The organism is Streptomyces tricolor (genome assembly GCF_002155905.1).
GTDB lineage: Bacteria > Actinomycetota > Actinomycetes > Streptomycetales > Streptomycetaceae > Streptomyces > Streptomyces tricolor.
In genome coordinates, this window is the sequence record NZ_MUMF01000209.1 from 18,570 (window position 1) to 41,540 (window position 22,971).

Consider the following 22,971-nt stretch of genomic DNA (forward strand, 5'->3'; position numbering starts at 1 on the left):
CCCAACCTTCTTAGGAGAAACCTCGGGGGTGCCCGCCTCCGCCCGCCACCGAGGAGGACGTCATGGCCAAAGCGATGTCGCATCCGGTGTTCGCCCGTCTGTATCCGCGCATTGCCGCCTTCGCCGACGCGCACGGCTCGATCGAGCACCGCCAGGAGATGCTGACGGGCGTGCGTGGCCGGGTGGTGGAGATCGGGGCCGGTACGGGCTCGAACTTCCGGCATTACCCGCCCGAGGTGACCCAGGTCGTGGCAGTGGAGCCGGAGCCGAGGCTGCGGGCGCTGGCCGAGAAGGCGGCGGCGGAGGCGCCTGTGCCGGTGGACGTGGTGGCTGGGCTGGCGGAGGAGCTGCCGCTGGAGGACGACGGCTTCGACGTGGCGGTGTGCTCGCTGGTGCTGTGCACCGTCAAGGACGTACCGGGTGCCCTGGCGGAGGCCCGTCGGGTGCTGAAGCCGAGCGGTGAGCTGCGCTTCTACGAGCACGTCCGCTCCGAGCGGCCCGGTTTCCGTCGGGCTCAGAAGGCACTGGCCCTGCCGTGGCGGCTGGCCGGCGGCGGCTGCCACCTCACCCGCGACACCGAACACGCCATCCAGGAGGCGGGCTTCGCCATCCAGGACATCCGCCGCTTCTACTTCCTGATCAACGGCCGGGCCAACCCGGCCTCCCCGTCGATCATCGGGACGGCCCGGCCGTCCACCTAGGCCGCTTAGGATGTCCGGGAGTATTCCGGTTCGGGAGGAGGACACGTGGCGCAGTTCGGCGAGCTGGAGGCCGCGATCATGGATGCGGTGTGGGCGGCGGGCAAACCGCTGCGCGTGCGCGAGGTCCTCGAACGCCTCAGTCGGGACCCCGAGCCTGCCTACAACACCGTCCACACGGTCACCGAAATCCTGCACCGCAAGGGCTGGCTGTCGAAGGAGAAGGACGGCCGCGCATTCCGGTACGGCGCCACCAGGAGCCGCGAGGACTACGTCGCCGGACTGATGGGCGAGGCCCTCGCCGTGGCCGAGAACCGCACGGCGACGCTCGCCCGCTTCGTACAGCAGATGCCGCACGGAGAGGCCGAGGAACTGCACCGCCTGCTCGATCAGGCCGTGGCCAGGGAGGCGTCGAAGTGATCGTCGCCGCCATCCTGTTCGTGTACGCCGCCCTGTTGAGCACGGTGGCGCCGCGGCTGCTGCGCGGCGCCCACTGGGCCGAGCGGGCTCCGCGGCTGGGCATCGTGGTCTGGCAGGTGCTCGGCGCCTCGGCGCTCAGCGCCGCCGTTCTGGCCGGCCTCGCGCTGAGCGTGCCCACCGTGCGCGTGAGCACGGACCTCGCCGAACTGCTGCAGGCGTGCGTGATGGCGCTGACTGCGCAGTACGCCACCCCCGGCGGGGCATCGGCCGGAGCGGCCGGGGCCGTGCTCGCGCTCGCGGTGCTGGGCCGGGTGGCGTGGTGCACAGGTGCTGCCCTGCTGCGCATCCGCCGGGAGCGGCAGACACACCGCGAGGTGCTCGACATCGTCGGTCGGCCGGACACGGCCCGCGGACTGGTCATCCTCGACCACGAGGAACCCGCCGCCTACTGCCTCCCCGGCCGCCACCGCCGCACCGTGATCACCACCGGCGCACTGCGCGCCCTCGCAGCCGACGACCAACTCGAAGCAGTCCTGGCCCACGAGCGTGCCCACCAGGCCGAGCGGCACGACGCCGTACTGGCCTGGGCGCAGGCACTGGCCCGCGCCTTCCCGCGCGTGCCGCTGTTCCACATCGCCGAGGCGGAGATCGGCCGGCTGGTGGAGATGCGCGCCGACGACGTCGCGGCGGCCCGCTCCGGGCGCCTGACCACTGCGGCCGCACTCCTGGCGGTCGCCGGCGGGAGTGCCCCGGCCGTGGCCCTCTCGGCAGGCGGCTCGACCGCCGCTCGCCGGGTACGTCGCCTCATCGAGCCGCACCGCCCGCTCAGCCGCCTGCGCATCGCGGCCGGTTCCCTGACCGCGGTCATCGCGCTCGCCGTGCCGCTGCTGGTCGTCGGCGGCCCGGCGGCGGCCGCGACCCAGCTGAACTACTGCCCGGACGGCACCCCGGCCGCCCAGGTCACCACCATGCGCTGACCCTCCCCGCGCCCAGTCGGCTGAAGACTCCCGTACCTCCGCTGCTCTTTTAGACCATTTCGCGGGAGATGCGACCCTTATCCGATGATGGCCACCGGGGCGTCCCAGGCGTTGCGGTCGACGGTGATGGTGTAGCCACCGCGGGTCTCCTTGCTGTTGACCATGTACTGGTGTGCACGGCTGTGGTTGGTGTACAGCTTGGGGTCCCAGGGCCAGTCCGCGGTTGTGGTGTTCTGCTTGTTCCACAGCGCATACCACAGGTTCCCCGGGAGGTCGGTCCGGTTGGTGGCGGTGGCGACGGCATTGGCGCTTGAGCTGCTGAAGCCGTAGTACCCGGCGCGGTAGGTCTTGGCTCGCAGGGTCTTGGTGAAGGAGCGCACGTACGTCAGGACGGCGTCGTTGCACGCTTTGTTCGTGATGTCGTACGGCTCCATGTCGAGGTAGACGGCGCTGCCGGGCTTCATGCCGAGTGCGGACGCCTTGGCGATCGCGTCCTTGGCGTTGCTCGCCCCGAGAGAGGCTGCCGTGGTGGCGGTGAATTTCTCCGGGTTCTTGCTGGTCTGGCAGGGCGGCTGGGCGCCGACGTAGAGCGGGATGATCTTCCACCCGGCTGCACTGACCGACTTCACCCAGGACTGGGTGAGGTTGGGCTGGGCGCAGCCGCGGTTCTTGCCGCCGATGTAGACCGCGGCCGCACCGTAGAAGCCGTTATTCCAGGCCTTCATCGCGGCGAGGGAGGGCGCCGTGCAGGTGTCGAACGCCCTGCCCGTGTACGTCTTCTGCGCCGGCCAGCTCGTGGCGGCCATGGAGGTCTGCGCAGCGACCCCGGCGCCCGCGACCACGACGACGCCGGTTGCGACCCACGCGATGTAACGGCTTCTCTTGGACAGCCGGTGACTGGCCATTCCCACCCCATTCGGAACGCAGCCCACGGCCGCATTTGGTGCACCGGCGGAAGGTTTTCAGAGCGGTGACACACCCTGCGGTATGGCTGCAGCACTCGGCGTCTTCTGTGGCGGCGCGGTTGAGCTCCGAGTCGGAGTCCTCCACACCCTATCCAAGGTCTACATGCTGGTCGGCAGCGGAGGAGCGTCCATGCGCTGCCAGGAGCTGCACAACGGCTGACCGTCGCCCAACAAGAAGCCAAGGCGTCGCGTCAGGAGGTCAAATGGGCAGTGTGCCGTAGGTAACCACACCCACAGCGGCTGGGAACGGCCGACCCATTGGTGCGCCTTTCCGCCGCGTGGGCGAGGGTCACGGCGGCCATACGGGCCACAGAATGCTGAAGGGATCGGGGCCGGAAGAGATATGGCGCGGCGACTGAGTACCTGGCGATCGCCGCTTTTGCTGTCCCCGGGGAAACCGTACCGAACGGCTTCCAGGGGGGAGCTGTCTCCTCGCCAGTTGACTCGGACGGAGAGTGCAGTGGGCGTAATCAGGGCGGCGGCCGCGGCTGCGTCCAGCTCTACGGGCACGACCGGGCGGGCTGGGCGAGTCCGTGCGGATCCCTTCTGACGGACACGGCACAGGCTGGTTCGATGCTCTCCGCACAGATGACGGCGGCCTTCGAGACCATGGTCTCGAAGGCCGCCGTCATCCAAGGTGTGCCCGGGTCATGGGGACAGCCGGGCGTCTCAGTCGCCGATGAAGCGATCGACTCTCACTTCGGTGAGTGAGTCCAGCGCATCGAGCTGTGCGGCCGCCGCGGCGATCTGGTCGTACTCCGTTCGCGAGATGCGGATGCGGTAATACCCGATCACTCGCGCGAGGTCGTCCACGGCCAGTTCGGCCTCGTCATTGTCGATCATGTGGACGACCGACCGCAGTGCTGCTACGGGACCTTCCTCTCCTGCCAGCCGGCCCGAGATGCTCTCGGCGGCTGCCCTGATGAGTGCATCGGGCGAGTCCGGTTCGTTCATCTGCTGAGACATTCTCCCTCCGAAGGTCACCCGGTCCGGTTGATGTAGGCAGTGGTCACGCCCAGAGGCTTTCCGTCGGATGCCGGTGTGGTGCGGTAGTACACGTAGACCGTGTACTTCTTTTTCTTGCGGCACCCACAGCCGGTCCAGTACGAGTACGTGATGTCCCACTTTCCGTCATAGACACCGCCCCAGGCGTTCCGCCACTTGCCTGATATGAGCGCCTTCTTCAGGTCGCTGATCATGGTGGAGCTGGATCTCCACGCGGAGCGCTTCCCTGCTCCGACGTGCTTGTCCTTGATGTGCCGCAGACCGAACTTGCCGTACTTCTTGCCGTTCACGGTGACGTTGGTGGTACTTCCCTCACGGATGGTCTTCCAATGGCTTCCGGGAGAGCGCGACCACATCAGGATGCGCCACTTGTCGCAGGGCTTGAAGGGGTTGCCCCAGGCGCCGCACCGGCCGTCGAGGTCGGTGCCGTTGACCGGGTCGGCGCAGACGAAATCGTAGGCGTTGCAGTTGCCGCCGAAGACCGGGTCCAGCTGGAGGAACCGCGCGGTGTTCGGGTCGTACAGCCGCGCGCCCATCAGGACGATTCCGGTGAGCGTCTCGCCGGAGCGCTGGTTGGAGCCGAACCATCCGTAGCGCTGGGCGGTCTTGCCCGTGCGGGAGGCGCCGTTCTCGTTGCTGTCGACGACCGTCGGCGCGACCGCCGAGTCCAGCGGCAGCTGGAGGGCGACGTCGCCGTGGTTGCTGGTCAGCTGGAGGACGGTGCCGCCGGTCTTGCCGGTGGTCGCGCTGAACGTGCCCGTGGCCGAGGTGACGTTGCGGGTCACGGTGCCCTGGGCGGCGTTCTCCACGATCCAGCTCGGGCTGTCCGTGTCGTTGCCGTAGTGGTTGGTCTTGGCTGCCGTCTGGCTCCAGGTGCCGGCGTTGTTGGTCTCCACTGTCCAGGAGCGGAACCGCAGTGCGGCGTCGAGTTGCCACGTCTGGCGCTGGGAACCGGCGGTCTGCCGTTGCACCAGGTCGTTGGCGTAGTACGACAGGGTCGAGCCCGGGAGCGCGGTCGTGCGCCCGAAGGCGTCGTAGGTGTAGCCCGAGTCGACGATGCGGTCCGCGGTGTCGCAGGTGCGGCTCTTCACCGTGCCCGCGCTGGTCGGGCAGAGCAGCCCGGGAGCGGCCGCGGCCTCGGTCGTGCCGGTCCGGTTGGAGCGGCTGTCCAGGGCGTACGTCCGCAGGGTGCAGATGTTGTCGCTGGTGTCCTCGACCCGGGTGAGGCGTCCGGCGTCGTCGTAGCCGAACTCCTGGTGCGACCAGCCGGAGCGGGTGGCGGCCTGGCCGTGGATGGTGGAGGTGGCGGCGTCGTTGTAGACGGTCACCCCGTCGCTGTCCCGGGTGTACGTGCGCTCGACGACGGCGCCCGTGGCGTCCTTGGCCTGCTTGAGCGTGTAGCCGCCCGGCAGCTTCTCGGAGGCCACCGCGCCGTCCGCGTCGTACGTGGCGGTGAAGGCGCCGGCGATCGAGTCGGTCACCTTGGTGGCCAGCCCTCGTGGCTCAAGGGTCGAGTCGTAGGTGTAGGTGACCGTGCTGGGGACGCTGTTGCCGACATTTACGGGGCGGTTGCGCCGGTCGTACGTGGTGGTGGTGGTGGTGGTGCCTCCGTCCGCGTCGGTGTAGGAGATCTCCCGGCCGAGCTTGTCGTAGGCGCGGGTCAGGGTGCCGCCGGTGGACGACGCCGTCTTGATCGCGCGGCCCGAATCGGGGTCGTAGCTCGTCGTGGTGGACGGTACGGCCGCACCGAGGCCGGTCGTCTGCACGGTGGTGGGTCGGCCTGCCTCGTCGTAGCCGCGGGTGATGGTGCGGGTGGCCGTGCCGGCCCTCTCGGTGGTCTTCGCGGTGTTGCCCCACCAGTCGTATTCGGCGGTCATCGTGGGCAGCTGGGCCGGGTTGGTCCCACCCAACTATCAACCCTTATAGCCAAATCGGCTCGTTCGGGCGCGGCCACGACCAGGGCTTGAGGGCGAAAGCGAGGGCCGCCAGCACTGTCAGGCCGAGGGAGAGAGCGCAGTATCCGGCGATGAGCCGGGCGGCGCGGTGCAGGGGAGGGGAGATGTGGAGGACTGTGCCGCCGCCGACGCAGAGGACCAGGCCGGCCAGGAAGAGCGTCGCGAGCGGTGCGGCTGCGTGCAGTGCCCCGAGCAGTCCGACCGTCCCGGAGCCGATCAGGAGTAGGCCGAGCAGGTCGCGCAACGATGCGACGCCGGGGTGCCCGGTGGCTTGGGGGGGCGGAGACTGCGTTGGAGGATTCACGCGGCGGACTGTAAGAACCCGCCGTGCTTGCGTCTCGGGCCTACTCGGAGCCGAAGCAGAAGATCACGGTAGCGATGCCGAGCCAGGTGGCGACTGCGGCCACGATGCCCACGGAGGCGGCGAGCTGTGGGTGCCCGGTGTAGTGGTGGGTGACGCCTGCGGAGAGGCCGCCGAGAAGAAGACCTAGGAAGAAGGTGCGCACGTGTCCCCCTACCGGGCTGGCCGGGAGACGCCGCTGACGTACGCGCCGATGCCGCGCCGCTGAATGACCCCGCCGGGCACGATGCGGGCGTTCGAGGGCGGTTGAGGGATCTTGCGCTTCGCGCGCTGGGTCTGGTCGCCGCCGATCAGGTGCCGGTTGTCGATCAGGGCCTCGCAGTCGTCCTCTGCCACGTCTTCGTACGGCCGTCGGCAGTTGCGGCAGTACACCTCAAGGGCGTCCACGCGGGTGCCCGCCACGGTGGTGAAGCTGCCGCGGAAGTCGGCGAGCTTGGCGACGCGCTCCTCGACCTTGATCTCGGCCGCGACGATCCAGGCGTGGGCCAGGGCCTGGTCCAGTTCTTCGGCGGCGGTCGGCGGCGTGGGCTGTTCCGGGGGGGGTGCCCCTATGACTTTGGTCAAGGGGTGATCGGGGTTGGTGGTTGGTAGAAGGCGCCGTCGCGGAGCATTGCGAAGAGCACGTCGGCCCGGCGGCGGGCGAGGCAGAGGATGGCCTGGGTGTGGTGCTTGCCCTGGGTGATCTTCTTGTCGTAGTAGCTGCGGGAGGCCGGGTCGGCCAGTGCGGCGAACGCGGAGAGGAAGAAGGCCCGTTTGAGCTGCTTGTTTCCTCTCCGAGAGGGTTGTTCGCCGCGGATGGAGGACCCGGAGGTCCGGGTCGCTGGAGCGAGGCCGGCATAGGCGGCGAGGTGGGCGGCGGACGGGAACGCGGTGCCGTCGCCGACGTCGATGAGGATGCGGGCGCCGGTCCTGATGCCGATGCCGGGCATGGACATCAGGACCTTGGAAAGAGGGTGGGCCTCCAGCAGTTCCTCGATCCGGTGGGCCAGCAGTTTGCGCTGGTCGAGCACGGCCTGGAGCGAGGAGGCGAGGCTGGGGACGATCAGTGCGGCCGCATCGGTGCCCGGGACGACGACGGTCTGTTCGTCGAGCGCGGTGAAGACGTCATCGATCAGCCGCTCGGCCATGCGCGGTGCTTTCGGCCGGATCAGGGTGATGAGCCGTCGGCGTCCGGCCTTGCGGATCTGGGCCGGCGAGCCGAACTGGTCCAGCAGCCTGAGCACGGCTGGGTGCTGCATGCGCGGGCCGAGGACCCGTTCCAGATGCGGGTGGATCTGTGTGAACAGGCCCCGCAGCCGGTTGGACAGGCGGGTCGCCTCGGCGGCGAGGTCGTCATCGAACCCGACAAGCATCTGCAGCTCGGCGATCGTCTCGTCGTCGAGGTCGACCGATCGCAGTGTGTGGGGCATCGACCTGGCCGCGTCGGCAATGATGAACGCGTCCTTCGCGTCGGTCTTTGCCTCGCCGGGATAGAGGTCGGCGATCCTGCGCATCGTCAGGCCGGGCAGATAGGCGACGTGGCAGCCCAGGTCACGGGCGACGGTCAGCGGCAGGGCGCCGATGGAGGCCACCTGGTCGACGATGACGAGAACGGTGCCGTGCTTGGCCTGCAGCTTGGCGAAGACCTCGCGGAGCTTGGGCTCGCTGTTGGGCCGACGACGGTCGAAGGTCTTCTTCCCGGCCGGAGTGAGCGCGGTGGCGTGGTGTTCGCCCTTGCCGACGTCCAGGCCGAGGTAGACGTCGATGTCGCCGGTATCGATCACGTGCTGTGTCCTCCGGTCGTACTCACCCGGCCCTGCCACGGCACTGAGCGCCACATCCACATTACGAAGAGCCTCCCGACCTGCGAAGAAGTCGGTGGTCATGCCCCTAATCAGCGGTCTGTCAGTGCCTTTGGAGCTGGTGACACCACCCCCCAGGCCATGCACTCGACAAGGGGAGGTAGTCATGCCAACTCCGAAGGCCAGTAACCCCGTTGCGGGGCTACGAAGACGGTAATGGGGGGGGAGAAGAGGTCGGCGAACGGCTCGAAGAAGAGCTGTTCGGTTCCGTCGAGAACTGGGGTCGACACAGTCAGGTTCCTCCCGGCGGCGATACATCAGATCGTGGCCGAGCGCCAACGCCTGGCCGTCTCATGGACGGAGTCACTCCGGCAGGCGTTACACCCCATGATGGGAAAGATCTCCGAGTTGCATGGAAGCGGGCTGCGCAAGGGCCAAACGAAGCAGTGTTTGGGCGTAGCGCTCGACTGGCATGTTCGCGGCTGCTGCGTTGACCGCCAGAGTGCGATGGTCAGCTGGATCTAACGGGATAAGCAGACAGCGTGCCGGGCCGATCCCGAGGAGCTGTGGCGTGTAAGGCCGACCCAGTTCTTCCGTCAAAAGGTCGGCAAGGAGTCCAGGAACAGGGGCGCGGGGCTTCTCGCCGTGGCGAATCCATCGGCCGACCCGGGAGCGGTCAACGGCGACGCTTCGATGGCCTCGCTCCCGCGCCCGGGTGTTGATACGGCGAGCCGTCTCGCTGTTGTTCCATCCGGCCTCGGAGAGGGCAAGAGCGAGCGCGTAGTTGGGGGCCCTCATTGCGTGCCATCCGGGCGCATGGGGCGGAGGTGACGCGTGTGAGCGTGTTGCGGATGCATTCGCAACATCGCAGGTCGTAGACGGTCTGAGGGGCTGCGCGGGACTGTTGCCGTGCGCCCAATTAGGAGGCGTTTCGTGCCAGTTGAGGCGGCTGGGGCCGCCTCGGAGGAGGCTGACTCATGGCAGAAACCGCAATCCCCACGATCGTCCCGAGCCTGTCGGCCGGTGAGCCCGTCGACCTGTCCCGCCCGCACTTCGTCGGGATCGCCGGTACCGGCATGCTGCCCGTGGCGCGGGTCTGCGCGGAGCGCGGGCTGTCCGTCTCCGGCAGCGACGTCACGGCTTCGCAGCGAGTGGAGGAGCTGGCTCGGCTGGGCGTGACCGTGCACACCGGGCACGCCGCCGAGCAACTGCCGGCGGACGCCACCGCGGTGGTGTTCACGCACGCCATCGCACCGGACAACCCCGAGATCCTCGCGGCACGGGAGCGGGGCGTTCCCGTGGTGCACCGGTCGGCGGCGCTGGACGCTCTGATGTCCGGGCGCCGCGCTGTCGGGGTGCTCGGAACGCACGGCAAGTCCAGCACGGCGGGCATGCTGGCCGTAACGCTCAGCCGCATGGGCGAGAGCCCGTCGTACGCGGTCGGCGCCGACCTCGAAGGCCCGGGAAGCGGTGGCCGCGCGGGCGACGGCAGCGTGTTCATCGCCGAGGTCGATGAGTCGGACCGCACGCTCCTCGGGGTCAGGGTGAACGTCGCGGTGGTGACGAACATCGACTACGACCACCCGGAGAACTACGCCAGCGCAGCGGACTACCTGAACGCGTTCGAGGCGTCCGCCCGGGGCATGGGGGCGGAAGGCACGGTCGTACTGAACGCCGACTCCGCCGGCTGCATCGAGTTGGCGTCCCGGCTGAAGACCGGGGAAGGGCCGCGGGTCGTGATGTTCGGTGCGTCGTCCTCGGCGGACTGGTGCCTGTCGGAGATGGCCAGCGCCGACGGGCGCAGCTCGGCGCTGCTGTGCGGGCCGCAGGGTCGGCAGTTCCATCTGTCGCTGCGAATCCCGGGCGTGCATCAGCTGATGAACGCTGCTGCGGCTGTCGCCGCCCTGCACGTCCTGGACCAGGATCTCGACCTGGCGATGGAGCAGTTGGGCTACTACGGCAGCGTGCAGAGGCGGATGACCTCGGCGGGCATGATGGCGGGAGTGCGGATCTACGACTCCTACGCGCACCACCCCACCGAGGTCGCCGCGGACCTGAGCGCCGCGCGCAGCCTGGCGGGGACGGGTCGGCTGATCATGCTGTTCCGCCCCACCGGCCAGGCCCGGCTCGACACGTTCGGCGCCGAGGTCGGCAAGGCGCTGGCCGGGAGCGACGCCGTGGTGCTCACGGGCGACGCGCGTCTCAGCGAGGCGTCGCTGCGTGAGCTGTCCGTCTCCATCGGCCAGGCCGGGGGCTCGGTCCTGGCCGTGGAGACGGCGCGGGAGGACGCCGTGGTGTGCGCCTCGAAGGCGGCGCAGGCCGACGACGTGGTGGTGCTGATGGGGACCGGCGACCTGAGTGAGTGCGGGCTGATGCTCCGGCGCACTCTGGCCGACATGGCCCCCGTCGCCTAAGCGTCCGCGGGGTAGGGGTCCGGTTCCAGCAGCCGGTCGGCGAGCTGCTGCAACTGGACCCCTCGGCTTGCCTTGACCAGGACGACGTCGCCGGGACGGAGGATCGAGTGGAGCAGGTCCAGCGCGGTGTCCTGGTCGGGCAGGTGGATGGCCTTCCCGCCGACGCTGCTCACGCCCTGCTGCATCCATCCGGCTTCGTCCCCTCCCACCAGGATGATCCGGTCCAAGCCCAGCGTGGCGGCGTACTTGCCGATCTCCTCGTGCTCGGTGCGTGCGTCGTCGCCGAGCTCGTTCATCCGGCCGAGGACGGCGATGGAGCGCTGGTCATGGCCGCCGGTCATGGAGGCCAGGGCGTCCAGGGAGTGGCGCATCGAGGTGGGGTTGGCGTTGTAGGCGTCGTTGACGATCGTGACCCCGTCGGCCCTGGTGGTCGTCTCCATCCGCCAGCGGGAGCGCGGAAGGGCTTCGGACAGGCGCGCGGCGACCTGCTCGACGTAGAGCCCTGCTTCGCGGGCGACGGCGGCTGCGGCCAGGCTGTTGGGGACTTGCACGTCGCCGACGAACTGAAGCTGGACGCGGGCGCTGCCCTCGGGGGTGACCAGGGTGTAGGAGGCGCGGCCCTGCCGGTCGGTCGCGACGTCGACGGCGCGGATGGTGGCCTGTTCGTTGAGCCCGTACGTGACGATGCGGCCCCGGGTGCGGTGCTGCATCTCCCGTACGAAGTTGTCGTCGGCGTTGAGGACGGCGAGACCGCCTGGGGGGAGCGCTTCGACGATCTCGCCCTTGGCCTGGGCGATGTTCTCGCGGCTGCCGAACTCGCCGACGTGCGCGGTACCGACGTTGGTGACGACGCTGATGTCGGGCTGGGCGATCCGGGTGAGGTCGCGGATGTCGCCGATGTGGCGGGCGCCCATCTCCAGGACGAGGTAATCGGTGTCCTTGTCGGCCATGGTGATCGTGAGCGGGAGGCCGATTTCGTTGTTGAAGGACTGCGGTGTGGCGACCACGTTGCCGGGGAGCACCTGAGCGATGAAGTCCTTCGTGCTCGTCTTGCCGGCCGAGCCGGTGATGGCCACGACGGTGGCCTGGCCGACCGTATCGTGCAGGAGGAAGCGGCCGAGTCGTCCGAACGCGGTGAGGACGTCGTCGACGACGATTGCGGGGACGCCGACAGGGTGCGTGACGAGCGCGGCGACCGCGCCCTTGTTGATGGCGGCCTCGGCGTACGCGTGGCCGTCGGAGTGCTGGCCCTTGAGCGCGAGGAAGAGCGATCCGGGGACGGCTTCGCGGGAGTCGAACACGGCGGGCTGCGTGACTTGGGCCTCGGGGTCCAGGACGTCGGCGAGACGTCCGCCGGCGATGGCTGCGATCGTGGTCAAAGACGTGGCGTGCAACGTGATTCTCCCTGCTCAGGTGGTTGGGTGCGACGCTACCGGGCGGGACACGGCCGTCATGGAAGGCCAGCGCCGTACGGTGCTGCGCGGGTCGAGTGAGATGCCCCGGCCGCCGAAGAAGGCGCCGAAGCGGTCCAGGGGCATGGCGGGCGCAAGGGCCTTTGGGGTGTGGCCGCTCGGGTTGCGGAGGACGATCTCCCCGTCTTGGCGGCCGATGGCCAGCACGAGGTGCCCGCCGCGGCGCTCCGGGTCGATGTCCGGGCGGCGGATTTCCTTGGAGACGGAGACCATCACCATCCGGCTGGCGTCCAGGAGATCTACGAGACCGTCCAGGTCGAGTTCCCTGTGCACTTCGCCCGGGAGTTGGTGAGTGTCCGCCACGTACTTGACGAAGGGCGCATAGATCAGGCCCTTGATCGTGCTGTCCTGCTGGACGTACGCGCCGTAGCGGACGGCGCCGGTGAGGAGTTCGAACAGGCTGGGGGCGTGGCCGTCACGGTGCAGGAGCACCATGCGCAGGCAGGCGATGCCGCACATGTGCCGACACCAGCGGGCGTACATGGTACGGGTCGGGGCGCCGGTGCGCTCCCAGTTGGGGTCATCGCCGGGGTCGTGTCCGTCGTATGCAATGCGGCCGATCAGGTCGGCGGAGGCGTACTGGGTGACCGTCCACACGGGATGGTGGACGGCTCCGGGTGTGGACGTGTTAGTGCAGCACGGCGGCGGCATGTGGGGGGCTCTCCATTCGGGTGATGGCGATGTCCAGTTGGGTTCTGTAGGTGTTCCAGTCGACGTTGCCGCCGGAAACGACCACGCCGACCGGGCCGTCCGGGAGACGCTTGAGGGCCTGGAGCAGCCCCGCGAACGCGACGGCACCGGAGGGCTCGACCACGAGACGGAAGTGGCGGTAGAGGTGCGCCATCGCCTCGGATATCGCCTCCTCGGGCACTGTGACGACGTCGGCGAGGAGACGTTGGTTGATCTCGAAGGGGATGCGGGCGGGTTCGGAGTGACCGAGCCCGTCAGCGATGGTGGCCGGCGGTGGGATGGAGATGAGCTGACCGACTCGCAGGGAACGATGCGTGTCATCGGCGAGGGCCGGCTCGACGCCGAACACCTGGAGGCTCGGGTCGTGCCCGCTCGCCGCTAGCGCGGTGCCGGCCGCAAGTCCGCCACCACCCACCGGCACGAGTAGTGCGGCCAGATCGGGGGCTTCCTGGAGCATCTCCCAGCCGACGGTGCCAGCCCCGGCGATGACGTTGGGGTGGTTCGCGGAGGGCACGATCGTCAGACCGTGCCGGTGGGCGATCTGGTGGACCAGGGCGTCACGGCGGCCGGAGAGACGGTCGTAGGTCACGATGCGTGCGCCGAGGGCCTCGGTCGCCTGCCGTTTGGCTGCGGGGAGATCCTTGGGGACCACCACGATGGCCGGTACACCAAAGTGGCGAGCGGCCAGGGCGAGGGCAGCGGCGTGGTTGCCGGAGGAGGCGCAGATGACGCCTCGACTGCGGTCCGGGGCGCTCACGAGCGCCAGTGCGTTGTAGGCGCCGCGGAATTTGAAGCTGCCGGTGCGTTGTTGGTTTTCCGCCTTCAGCCAGACTTGGCGGCCGATCTGCTCGTTGAAGGCCTCCGAGGTGAGCATGGGAGTTCGCACGGCGACACCGCGCAGGTTCTCCACGGCCTGGAGGAGCTGGTGGATTGTCACTGTCACGGCGTGGGCCTCTCGGGTCCTCACGGGCGCGTACGGCGGTCGATGTCCGCGCCGCGCAGGATGTGGGTCAACAGCAGCTCGTACGGGATGCCGTCGGCGAGCGCCATGCGGGCCAGGTTTCCGGCCCGCGACAGGCCGGGCAGTGTGTTGATCTCCAGCCACCAGGCGCGGCCATCGTCGCCGACGACGAAGTCGTGCCGGGAGTACGAGTGGCAGTACAGGGCGCAGTGCGCAGCCGCCGCCTGGCGCTGAAGGTCCGCCAGCGTGTCGGGGCTGACCCGGGCTGGACAGTGGTAGTCGCACTCGGCGTCGCCGCGCTTCGCGGCGTAGGAGTAGATGCCGTTCGGCGTCCGAGCTTCCAGCGCCGGCAGGACGTGCACGACGCCGAGCTGGTCTTCCAGGACGCCGACGCTCACCGCCCGCCCCGGAATGAACGCCTCGGCCATCAGCTCCCCGTCGGCGACATCGATGAGCGCCTGAGCGAGGCTGTCCACCGTGGGAGCGACCTGGAGCCCGATTGACCCGCCTTCACTGACCGGCTTGACCATCACGGGCAGCTCCAGCATGCGGCTGACGCGCAGGCTCTCGTCCTCAGCGGTCGCGGTCGGGTCGATTCGGGTTCCGCGGGGAACTCGTACGCCGGCGGCTGACACCACGGTCTTGGCGGTGATCTTGTTCATGCCGATGGCGGAGGCCAGCACGCCCGATCCGGTGTAGGGGATGTCGAGGGTTTCCAGCAGGCCCTGGAGGCGGCCGTCCTCCGCGCCCCGGCCTGCGATGGCCAGGAAGGCTTTCGAGGCTTCGGCGAGGCCTTCGAGGAGCGTGTCGCGGTTGTCTGCGAGGTCTAAGACGAGGGTTTTGACCCCCATCTCGGACAGTGCCTCGGCAACGGTGTTGCCTGACAGCCAGGAGCGATCCTTTTCGCGGGACCATCCGCCGGTGATCACCGCGATGGGATCTCTGATGTCGGCTGGGTCGAGGGGGGCAATACGCATGGAGGTCTCCGTCTGGTCACTGTGGTGCCCTGCGGTCGTGACCCTGCCGCCGAGCGGGGGAACACCTCGGCGGCAGGGAGTGGAAGCCCGCGCGCGGCGGCGCGTGACGGTCAGCCGCCGCGCGCGGGAGTCAGAAGGCCGCCCCCAGCACCGCTACCTCGGGAAGCGCCTCGTGGGGGATGGGGCCGGGCTGGTGATTGGACAGCAGCTCTCGAAGTGGGATCGGGGGTACGAGCCGGTCGCCGCGGCAGGGCCGCAGCCAATACGCCCCAGGCGGTTCCGAGTGCTTCATCGCCGGCAGAACGATCTGATGGGGGCGCCCGAGGCACACGCCGAACCGGTGCGGCTCCCACCTCTGGCTCGTACCGGGAGGTACGAGCCAGATCAGGCAGCCGCGTTCCGGGTCTTCGATGACGGGGCCGCAGGCGTCGACCGGGCCCTCCACGTCGGTGCCGCGCTGGACCAGGTCCATGCTGCGGACCGCTTCCAGGGCGGCAGGCCCGCTCGCGGTGATCACGACGTCGAACAGGTTGCCCCCCAGGGGGAGCTGGACAAGTCGCCCTCTCTGGAAGTCCAGAATGTTCCTCACGCGGGTGGCCAAGTCCCCCATGTCCGGGGCAACGTCCTCGGGCGTGAGCGTGACGCCCACGGGGTCGAACTTGGCAGCCTGCGCCGCCGGGAGTTTTCGGTCCGGGGTGACCGTACGCTGGGCAAGCGGCGACCTGGTCACACGGACTCACCCCACGCCATGGGGAGAATGACCTGCACGGTTTTGCCCACCACCTGGTCGCTGTCGTCTCTCAAGACGTCCCAGGACAGTCGCGCTCGGTAGTGGCTCACCCACCAAAGGCCGCTCCCCGTCTTGGCTTCCGCGAGGGCCTTCTCGGCATTGGGGAACTCCGGTGTGCCGTCGTCCACCTCGATGGCGAGTTCACCGGTCGGGAGTTCCACCAGTCGCAGCGGAACCTTGCCGTCGCTCATGGATTCGGCGTGTGCTGCCGCGTTGCCCACGAGCACGCTCGCCAGGCGCGTCGCGGCGTCGCTGTTCCCGGGCCAGTTGGCGACGTGAAGGGCAGGACGAACGCGAAGTCGCGCGTTGCGATGCGCGTCCTCGTTCGCCGTCAACGATGTGCTCCAGCTCCACCGGGAGCGTGCCGGCTCCTTCTCTTCCTCCCGGAGGGGGAGAGCGATCACGGACGCGACGGCCGCAGCACCTTGACCCGCGTCGGCTGGCGCCGTTCCGGATTCGGTCGCTTGACTGGTGGGGAGTGGGATGCGCTGCGTCGGGGGGTTCACGGGGGGCTCCCTGGTTCACGATTGCGCTCGGACGTGCACTGTCAGCGAGGGTGTTGATCAGCGTCGTCCCGTTCGGGGTGCCACCGCCATGTCAGCGGGGTGCCATTTGAGTGGCCGTCACGCGGCCAACGGTCAGCTGGCGGCCACTCAAGTGCCGTCCTGCACAGATGTGTTGCACTGGAGAAGAACGGCGGTATCCCCTTCGTGCGAAGGGATCGATCCGCAGGCGGACCGCCGACAGGCCTGGCTCGAGGACTGGGGGACGACGTGAGTGCACCACCCGAGACGCTCCTGAAGCAGCTTTGCGATAAGCGCGGCTTGGGCGTCCCCGAGTTCATCAAGCTGTTCGACCACATAGCTGACGAGGTCGTGCAGAAGGGCCCCGACAACCCGACGTGCAGTGAAAGAACCGTCCGCCGCTGGAGAGCCGGGGACGTCAATCCCGATTCGCTGTCCCCGGACACCCGCCGCGTGCTGAAGGCCATGCTCGGCCGGAGCGTCGCAGACCTGTTCGCGCCGCCGCCTCAGCCCGCAGATCCGAAGGCACCCGCGTTCAACCTGGAGCAAGAAATCAACATGACCGCCCGCGACGCCCAGGACGAAGCCAGCGCAGCAGCCGCGGCATCCGTCTCCGACACCACCCTCGACCAACTCACTGACGACGTGATGGAGCTCGCGCGCGACTACGACTCCATCGCACCGTACGAGGCCTTCAGAAGGGGCCAGAAGCTCCGGGGCGAACTCGCGCTCCGACGCGACCAGACGGAGGTACCAGTTCAGAAACAGCGGCTGCTGGTACTGAGCGGCCAGACCATGGCCTTGCTCGCCGCTTCCGCCTTCGACCTCGGCGTCTTCCCCGCTGCTACCCGGCTGGCTCGCGCTGCCGACCTGTACGGAGAAACCGCCCGCTTCGAGCCGTTGCGGGCGTACGCCGATGGCATCCTTGCCTACGTCGCCTACTTCACGGGCGAGCCCGGTGAGGCCGTCAGCAAGGCCCGGCGGGCACAGACGTACGGCGGCCTCGGCGACGTCGCTCGCCGACGGCTGCTCGCGATCGAGGCCCGCGCGCACGGGTACCTCGGCGACTACGAGACCGCCCTCCGCACAGTCCGGTTGTCCGAGGAGATCGAGAGCGGGGCGCGCGACGACCTGCACGACGGGGTCGGCGGTGAGTTCGGCTTCACACCGGAACGACTGGCCATGTCCAGCAGCTCCACGGCCCTCCTCATCGAGCAGGCAGACCACGCCGAGCAAGCAGCACGTCGGGCTCTCCACCTCATCCAGCAGAAGCCGGCGGAAGCCCGATCCGCTCACGTCCTCGGCGGTGCTGCCGCCGACCTGGCCATGGCCCGGCTGCTCGCCGATGACGTGGAGAGCGCTGCCGAGGCGCTGACCCCGCTGTGGAACATCCCGGCGGACCAGCGCGTAACCGGCGTACTCGTGAGGACTAGGCAGATCCAGCACTTCCTTGCACGGCCGGCCTTCCGTGCGGCCGTACTGCCGCGCGAACTGCGCGACCGCCTGGAGGACTTCACCAGCGCAGCGAACAGGCGTCAGCTCGGCGACCGGTCCGTGCTGCTTCAGCTGGAAGCCTGAGTCAGGCCAGAGAAGCGAGGATCTTCGCTTCCTTCTCCGGGGCGATCCCGTGCTCTGCCCACCTCGGGTGGTCCACGGGACGCCCATCGGCTGCGAGCCAGGCCCAGGTGTCGCGGACCGTTTCCGCGATCGGCCGGCACCGCAGCCCCGCGGCGACCGCCCGGCTGGAGTCAACCGCCCAGACACCGGCGTGCGTACGCCACAGCGGCAGCTCGGTCCACTGAGCAATGCCGTGGTCGACCAGGACGTCCGGCGCCACCCATACCGGCTTTCCGGCCCCGCCGGTGACGGAGAGGCATTCGCCGATGAAGCCTTCGAAGGTGATGCCGTCTGGGTGGGTGACGTTGTAGCTGCCGCTCGTGTCGCTCGCGGCCTGGTCGAGGGCGAACTCCGCGACGTCGCGGACGTCGACCGGCTGAATGCGCTGCCCGCTCGGCGCGGGAGCGAGGATCTTCCCGCCCCGCTTGGCCCGGGTCAGCCACCACGGGAGTCGGCCGACGTACTCCCCGGGGCCCAGGATGACCCCGGGCCGCAGGAACACTGCGGCGTCGCCGAAGGCCTCGGACACAGCGCGTTCCCCACCAGCCTTCTGGAATCCGTAGACCGTGGGGCTCCCGTCCTCGCCGGTGTATCCGTACGACTCGTCTGCGTCGGCCGGGCAGTCCAGGACGGGGGAGGCGTCATTGAGCGGCTGATGTGGCCACCCCTGGTAGACGGACACAGTCGAGATGTGGACCCAGCGGCGAGCCACATCGCGGAGAGTGGTCGCGGCCAGCAGGACATCCCGGGGCGGGAAGTCGGAACTGGACGTGTCGACTACGGCGTCCCACGGCCCCTGCTGGGCAAGGCGTTGCAGGTCTTCGCGGACGGTTCGGTCCCCGTGTACTGGCTGTACGCCTTCCACGTCCTGGCCGGAACGCCCGCGATTGAAGGTGGTTACAGACCACCCTCGCGCGAGCGCTCCCTCCGCAATGAACTTCCCCAGGAACCAGGTTCCACCGATGACCAGAATCCTCATGGCCGCGATCCTGCCCGAAGGCGAGGACCACAGGCCAGTGCGGGGCAACTCTCAGCCAGCGGTTGGCTGCTTGTGCCCTGCCTGAGTGTGTCGTGCACGGTGACGCCTGGGTCGGCAACGTCGTACGCACGGCAGGTGGGCCGGTATTGCTGGACTTCGAGAGGGCCCCCGTCGGTCCGCCGGAATGGGATCTCGTGTCCACCGCCATCGCGATGACCACCACCGGCGCAGTCACTCCTGCCGAGTACGCCGAGTTCTGTGGGGCCGATGGAACAGACGTCACCGAGTGGGAGGGGTACGAACTCCTCGCCGGGGCTCACGAGTTGCGCATGACGACCTACGCGGCCCAGCACGCGGCCACGCGCCCCGAGTGGCGGGCAGAGGCCCAGTACCGCGTCGACTGCCTGCGTGGCCGGGCAGAGCCGCGCCCCTGGCACTGGAAAAGGATCATGTAGTGCCGTGCCGCTTCGTCCGCGCCGCCTGACCCCGCAACGCGGACCCTTCGCCCGGTCCTCCAGGCCGGGCCGCATTGGGCGTCCGATACGACGGCCGGGCTAGGTTCTGTCTCTTTGGTCATCTGCGGGCCCAGATGAGGATGGCGGCGAGGTGGAGTGCGGCTTGTAGGCGATGGCGAGTTTGTCGGTGCGCATCGCTATGCCGCGCCACTGTTTCAGGCGGTTGATGCATCGCTCGACGGTGTTTCGCTGCTTGTAGGCATCGGCGTCGAAGCCCGGTGGCCGGCCGCCACGCGGGCCGCGTCGCAGCCGGTTGCGGGTCTGGTCCAAGGGCTGCGGGATGACCGCCCGGATATGCCGCTCGCGCAGGTGGGAGCGGATCGCGCGGGAGGAGTAGGCCCGGTCCGCGATCACCACGTCCGGTCTGGTGCGGGGACGCCCACGCCCGCTGCGAGGCACGCGGAGTGCGGCCATCACAGCGGTGAACGCCGGTGCGTCGCCTGCCTGTCCGGCGGTGACCGTGATGGCCAGGGGCCGGGCGTGGAGGTCGCTGGCCAGGTGGACCTTGGTGCTCAGGCCACCGCGGGAGCGTCCGAGGGCGTGGTCGGCGGGCTCTGCATGGGCCAGTTCACCCTTTGCGGGCTCCGGCGGCGTGCTGGTGGGCCCGGCAGACGGTGGAATCCACCGAGGCGGTCCAGCCGATGTCGTCGTCGGCGTCCGCCGCGGCCAGGACAGCGGCGAAGATGTTCTCCCACGTCCCGTCGACCGCCCACCGCAGCAGTCGCTTGTGCGCGGTCTTGAACGAGCCGAGCTCTGCGGGCAGGTCGCGCCAGGGCGAGCAGGTGCGGTACTTCCACGCGATGGCCTCGATCGTGCGGCGGTGATCCGCCCACCGTCGCCCACGGACCGGATCGGCCGGCATCAACGGCTCGATCCGGTCCCACATCGCTCACTGATCACCAACCGGACAGACACATCCGATCAACTGCTCAGCCCATCAAAGAGACACGCCTTAGGCAGCGCGTGGCCGAAATGCGCCATGAGGAGTATGGGCTTTGTGGTGTATCGGCGACACATGATCTTCGTGGTGCCCTAGGGTTTGCGCCTGTCCCGGTGCCGTTCTGGTGCCGGGTCTTGTGCTTGCTGGGCGGAGTTGGATCATGCGCATGCCGTGGTTGCCGAGTCGGAACAGCGCTTCGGCACCGGTTCCGCGCATACCGCTGCGTACGAGAACCACGGAGGCGTGCGCGCCTCTCGCCATCCGCCCGTTCCGGCTGCATTTCACGGCGCGGATGCTCTCCTGGACCGGTTCGGCTGTGGCCCCTGTCGGCCTTGCCTTCGCGGTCCTGGGCCTCGGCGCAGGCGCCTCGGGCCTCGGCTTGGTCCTCGCGGCCGGGGTGGTGCCGCAGATCCTGCTCCTGCTGATCGGCGGTGTGGTCGCCGACCGGTTCTCGCGCGCCCGGGTGATGGTGTGGAAGAACGTCCTGTGCGCCGCGGCCGAGGGGGTCGCGGCCGTCCTGCTGTGGGCCGGGTCGGCGCGGGTGTGGCATCTGGTGGCGATCTCCGCGCTGTGCGGCGCGGCGGGAGCCTTCTTCGCCCCGGCCGCCGGCGGTGTCGTGGTGGAGGTGGTGCCGGGTGAGATGCGGTACCAGGCGAACGCACTGCTCAAGATCGGCCAGAACTCGGTCAAGGTCGCCGGGCCCGCCGTGGGTGGCGCGCTGGTTGCCGCTTTCGGTCCGAGCTGGGTGATCGGCTGGTACGCCGCGACGTTCGCCGCGGCGGCCGTCCTTTTCGCCCGTCTCGACCTAGCGCCCGCCCGGACGAAGCTCCGTACCGGGTTCGTGCGCGACCTCAAGGACGGGTGGGACGACTTCTGGGCCCGGAGCTGGCTGTGGGTGATGGTGCTTCAGGGCGCGGTGGTCGTGCCGGTGTGGCTGGTCGGCTACCAGATGCTCGGACCGGTCTACGGGGATCGCTATCTGGGCGGTGCGGCGGCATGGGGCCTGGTGGTCAGCGCGTTCACCGGCGGCCTGGTGCTCGGCGCTGCCATGGCCCTGATGTGGAAGCCGTCCCGGGTCGGTGTGGTGGTGTGCGTGGGAACGGGGGCGATGTCGCTGCCCCTGGCGGCCATGGCCCTCACCCTGCCGCTCGCGGTCCTGGCGGTCAGTACCTGCGCCGCCGGGACGGGGCTGTCGGTGAGCATGACCGTGTGGTCGAGCCTGCTCCAGGAGCGCATCCCGAAGGAACGGCTCAGCCGCATCCTGTCGTACTCCACGTTGGGCCAGGTGCTGCCGGTGCCGCTGGGGTATGTGGCGGCCGGGCCGGTGAGCGCGCTGTTCGGGCTGCGGGCGACGCTCGCGGCCGGGGCCGCCGCCATCGTGGCGGCCATGTTCGTGCCGTTGATGCTGAGTCAGGTGAGGGCGTTGACGCTCGCCCCCGCTGAAGCGGAAGCGGAGGCTGCGGTGCTGGTGACGGCGCCGAGGTAGAAGGTGCGGGCGGTCTCAATGGCGGCGACGAAGCTGCGCAGGCCCCGGTCGCGGGCTTCGGCATCGCGCACGTCGAGGCCAGCATCTGTGGGCAGGTCCCAGTAGGCCCGGGCCGGTCAGGGCGGACAGGACGTCGCGCTCGATCACCTCGCACGGGCCGTGCACGATCGCCTCGGCGCGGGTGTTTCCGGATGCCAGACCGTTGGTGGAGGCGCTGGGCAGGTGCAGGCGCCAGTCGTTGTGGACCGTGCGGCCCAGCCGTACCGCGTGCTCTGGCACGAGCGTCTCGGCGCCATCGGCCACGGGGCGGGCGGGGATCCAGTCGAGGAGCACACGGTGGGTCAGGAGGCTTTCCTGGTGCTGTTCCAAGTCGGTTACCGCATAGGGGAGGTGGAGGGCGCAGGCGGGAGCCTGCGGCACGGAGGCGTCCGGGATGGCGCGCTCGGCGTGCCACACCTCGCCCTCACCGACTCACCCTCCGTCATGACCCGAGCCCTCCTGGCACTCGACCACGCCCAATGCCTGCGCATCGACAAGGACCCCCAAGGCGCCGCCGACATGGCGACCGACGTGTGGAACGAACTCCCCACCGGATTCCGTACCGGGCTGGTACAAACCCGGGCCGAGGCGCTGCGCAACGCTCTCACCGGTCGGCCGCGTGCTCAGCTCACCGAGGTCCTCAGTTTCTGAAGCTCCTGGTCGTGCTCCCTCGCTGCCGTGGTCCCACAGCCGCCAGGCCAAGCAGGCGCCGCGTGCGTACGCCAGAAGACTGCTCCATGTAGGGGAGGCCGAGATACCGCAACCACCGCATGCCGGTGCCTGAGGCGGATTTGTCCGTTGACAGCGAACCCAGTCCGGTCAACGCCTCCGACCTGCGCGGACTGGGCTCGCTGTCAAAGCCCGTCGTGCTGAATAGGTGGCTCAGACAGGGCTGACCTGGGACGACTCGGTTGGATGGCAAGGATCGTCGCCGCCTGGGTTCGATGACAGCGGACAGCATTCGCCCACGGCAGACGAGAAAGAGCCCCGAAGGACTGGAACCTGCTCCGGGACCATGTCAACGTACAACGTCCCGGACAGCACCAGGCCAGCAGAGGGGTTCGGGCTTCCGGGCAAACCAACAGACAGGTCGGCTGTGACGGCAGCCGGCGCACCTCATGCTGCCCGGCCTCATCGCAGAGGCCCCGACCCAAGGAATACCACCTGTCGAATGCGGCTCTCCGACCCGCCCGTTTCACCACTCCCTTCCGCTTGGCACTTGGCACCTGAACGTGTGGACCGCACAGGAGCGAGAGGGCTACGGGGCGCTCTTCCTGGCGCTGTGTCTCTGCGTCTGTGCGGCCGAGCTGTTCGACGAGGCGTGTTGCAACGCGGCTACCGCCCGGACCGACTGGTCCTCGCGCACATCGCGACACACCGCGGAGCCGCACCCTGACCCGCAAAC

Annotated in this window: 23 protein-coding genes and 1 pseudogene; 8 read left to right on the forward strand and 16 right to left on the reverse strand. The window is 69.1% G+C overall.

Features of this window, described 5'->3' with window-relative positions; all coding sequences use genetic code 11:
- Window positions 1-62: 62 nt before the first annotated feature.
- From CCN44_RS16160 to CCN44_RS16170, 3 genes are read left to right on the forward strand one after another with little or no spacing between them, the layout of a single operon-like run.
- Entirely contained in the window at window positions 63-701 is a 639-nt protein-coding gene (locus CCN44_RS16160; RefSeq protein ID WP_086698040.1) for a class I SAM-dependent methyltransferase, read from the forward strand.
- A gap of 45 nt (window positions 702-746) precedes the next feature.
- Window positions 747-1,118, forward strand: a complete 372-nt coding sequence (locus tag CCN44_RS16165; RefSeq protein ID WP_086698041.1) for a BlaI/MecI/CopY family transcriptional regulator — start codon at window positions 747-749, stop codon at window positions 1,116-1,118.
- On the forward strand, window positions 1,115-2,095 hold the full coding sequence (locus tag CCN44_RS16170) for a M56 family metallopeptidase (protein ID WP_086698042.1): 981 nt from the start codon (window positions 1,115-1,117) through the stop codon (window positions 2,093-2,095). The genes CCN44_RS16165 and CCN44_RS16170 overlap by 4 nt, the downstream gene beginning before the upstream one ends.
- Before the next feature lie 77 nt (window positions 2,096-2,172).
- Here CCN44_RS16170 and CCN44_RS16175 read toward each other — a convergent pair whose 3' ends face one another.
- From CCN44_RS16175 to CCN44_RS16195, 7 genes are all read right to left on the reverse strand, one after another.
- Window positions 2,173-3,000, reverse strand: a complete 828-nt coding sequence (locus tag CCN44_RS16175) for a glycoside hydrolase domain-containing protein (protein WP_086698043.1) — start codon at window positions 2,998-3,000, stop codon at window positions 2,173-2,175.
- Between the two features lie 729 nt (window positions 3,001-3,729).
- Window positions 3,730-4,014, reverse strand: a complete 285-nt coding sequence (locus CCN44_RS44055; RefSeq protein ID WP_143649791.1) for a hypothetical protein — start codon at window positions 4,012-4,014, stop codon at window positions 3,730-3,732.
- Window positions 4,015-4,040: 26 nt separating this feature from the next.
- On the reverse strand, window positions 4,041-5,975 hold the full coding sequence (locus CCN44_RS16180) for an RHS repeat-associated core domain-containing protein (RefSeq protein WP_308406201.1): 1,935 nt from the start codon (window positions 5,973-5,975) through the stop codon (window positions 4,041-4,043).
- A gap of 10 nt (window positions 5,976-5,985) precedes the next feature.
- Entirely contained in the window at window positions 5,986-6,324 is a 339-nt protein-coding gene (locus CCN44_RS16185) for a hypothetical protein (RefSeq protein ID WP_143649793.1), read from the reverse strand.
- 40 nt (window positions 6,325-6,364) lie between these two features.
- The gene (locus CCN44_RS44435; protein WP_158103108.1) at window positions 6,365-6,526 is read right to left on the reverse strand and encodes a hypothetical protein; all 162 of its coding nucleotides are present in this window, start codon (window positions 6,524-6,526) and stop codon (window positions 6,365-6,367) included.
- Window positions 6,527-6,534: 8 nt separating this feature from the next.
- Window positions 6,535-6,945 (reverse strand): hypothetical protein, encoded by a 411-nt coding sequence (locus tag CCN44_RS16190; protein ID WP_237480910.1) that lies wholly within the window; start codon window positions 6,943-6,945, stop codon window positions 6,535-6,537.
- Window positions 6,942-8,144 carry an IS110 family RNA-guided transposase gene (locus CCN44_RS16195; protein ID WP_107502075.1) on the reverse strand — a complete coding sequence of 401 codons (1,203 nt, stop codon included), beginning with the start codon at window positions 8,142-8,144 and terminating at the stop codon, window positions 6,942-6,944. Before CCN44_RS16195 ends, CCN44_RS16190 begins: the two co-directional genes overlap by 4 nt.
- 995 nt (window positions 8,145-9,139) lie before the next feature.
- On the opposite strand from CCN44_RS16195, the gene CCN44_RS16205 reads away from it, so the two are divergent.
- Complete coding sequence (locus tag CCN44_RS16205) at window positions 9,140-10,576, forward strand: UDP-N-acetylmuramate--L-alanine ligase (RefSeq protein WP_086698047.1); 1,437 nt, start codon at window positions 9,140-9,142, stop codon at window positions 10,574-10,576.
- Here CCN44_RS16205 and CCN44_RS16210 read toward each other — a convergent pair.
- From CCN44_RS16210 to CCN44_RS16235, 6 genes are all read right to left on the reverse strand, one after another.
- Complete coding sequence (locus CCN44_RS16210; RefSeq protein WP_086698048.1) at window positions 10,573-11,970, reverse strand: UDP-N-acetylmuramoyl-tripeptide--D-alanyl-D-alanine ligase; 1,398 nt, start codon at window positions 11,968-11,970, stop codon at window positions 10,573-10,575. The genes CCN44_RS16205 and CCN44_RS16210 overlap by 4 nt on opposite strands.
- Before the next feature lie 15 nt (window positions 11,971-11,985).
- Window positions 11,986-12,645, reverse strand: coding sequence for a peptidase (locus CCN44_RS16215; protein WP_308406200.1), 660 nt, complete (start codon window positions 12,643-12,645; stop codon window positions 11,986-11,988).
- Window positions 12,646-12,676: 31 nt separating this feature from the next.
- Window positions 12,677-13,648 carry a threonine ammonia-lyase gene (locus CCN44_RS16220; RefSeq protein ID WP_237480907.1) on the reverse strand — a complete coding sequence of 324 codons (972 nt, stop codon included), beginning with the start codon at window positions 13,646-13,648 and terminating at the stop codon, window positions 12,677-12,679.
- 53 nt (window positions 13,649-13,701) lie between these two features.
- Window positions 13,702-14,676, reverse strand: a complete 975-nt coding sequence (locus tag CCN44_RS16225; RefSeq protein WP_086698050.1) for a D-alanine--D-alanine ligase family protein — start codon at window positions 14,674-14,676, stop codon at window positions 13,702-13,704.
- Window positions 14,677-14,806: 130 nt separating this feature from the next.
- The gene (locus tag CCN44_RS16230; protein ID WP_237480906.1) at window positions 14,807-15,406 is read right to left on the reverse strand and encodes a hypothetical protein; all 600 of its coding nucleotides are present in this window, start codon (window positions 15,404-15,406) and stop codon (window positions 14,807-14,809) included.
- Window positions 15,403-15,801 carry a hypothetical protein gene (locus tag CCN44_RS16235; RefSeq protein WP_143649795.1) on the reverse strand — a complete coding sequence of 133 codons (399 nt, stop codon included), beginning with the start codon at window positions 15,799-15,801 and terminating at the stop codon, window positions 15,403-15,405. Before CCN44_RS16235 ends, CCN44_RS16230 begins: the two co-directional genes overlap by 4 nt.
- Before the next feature lie 438 nt (window positions 15,802-16,239).
- Between CCN44_RS16235 and CCN44_RS16240 the strand changes: the two genes are divergently transcribed.
- Window positions 16,240-17,568 (forward strand): DNA-binding protein, encoded by a 1,329-nt coding sequence (locus CCN44_RS16240; protein WP_237480904.1) that lies wholly within the window; start codon window positions 16,240-16,242, stop codon window positions 17,566-17,568.
- A 1-nt stretch (window position 17,569) separates the two neighbouring features.
- Here CCN44_RS16240 and CCN44_RS16245 read toward each other — a convergent pair whose 3' ends face one another.
- A complete protein-coding gene (locus tag CCN44_RS16245) occupies window positions 17,570-18,586 on the reverse strand; it encodes an NAD-dependent epimerase/dehydratase family protein (RefSeq protein ID WP_086698052.1) in 1,017 nt (338 codons plus the stop codon).
- A gap of 62 nt (window positions 18,587-18,648) precedes the next feature.
- Between CCN44_RS16245 and CCN44_RS16250 the strand changes: the two genes are divergently transcribed.
- A complete protein-coding gene (locus CCN44_RS16250; protein WP_086698053.1) occupies window positions 18,649-19,041 on the forward strand; it encodes a phosphotransferase family protein in 393 nt (130 codons plus the stop codon).
- A gap of 118 nt (window positions 19,042-19,159) precedes the next feature.
- Here CCN44_RS16250 and CCN44_RS16255 read toward each other — a convergent pair.
- A pseudogene (locus CCN44_RS16255) lies at window positions 19,160-20,016 on the reverse strand (IS5 family transposase).
- Window positions 20,017-20,207: 191 nt separating this feature from the next.
- Here CCN44_RS16255 and CCN44_RS16260 point away from each other — a divergent pair.
- The gene (locus tag CCN44_RS16260) at window positions 20,208-21,527 is read left to right on the forward strand and encodes an MFS transporter (protein ID WP_086698071.1); all 1,320 of its coding nucleotides are present in this window, start codon (window positions 20,208-20,210) and stop codon (window positions 21,525-21,527) included.
- Window positions 21,528-21,542: 15 nt separating this feature from the next.
- Here CCN44_RS16260 and CCN44_RS16265 read toward each other — a convergent pair whose 3' ends face one another.
- Window positions 21,543-21,896 carry a YcaO-like family protein gene (locus tag CCN44_RS16265; protein ID WP_404829632.1) on the reverse strand — a complete coding sequence of 118 codons (354 nt, stop codon included), beginning with the start codon at window positions 21,894-21,896 and terminating at the stop codon, window positions 21,543-21,545.
- On the opposite strand from CCN44_RS16265, the gene CCN44_RS46245 reads away from it, so the two are divergent.
- Window positions 21,795-22,217 (forward strand): hypothetical protein, encoded by a 423-nt coding sequence (locus tag CCN44_RS46245; RefSeq protein WP_244203928.1) that lies wholly within the window; start codon window positions 21,795-21,797, stop codon window positions 22,215-22,217. The two genes, CCN44_RS16265 and CCN44_RS46245, sit on opposite strands and share 102 nt — an antisense overlap.
- Window positions 22,218-22,971 lie beyond the last annotated feature (754 nt).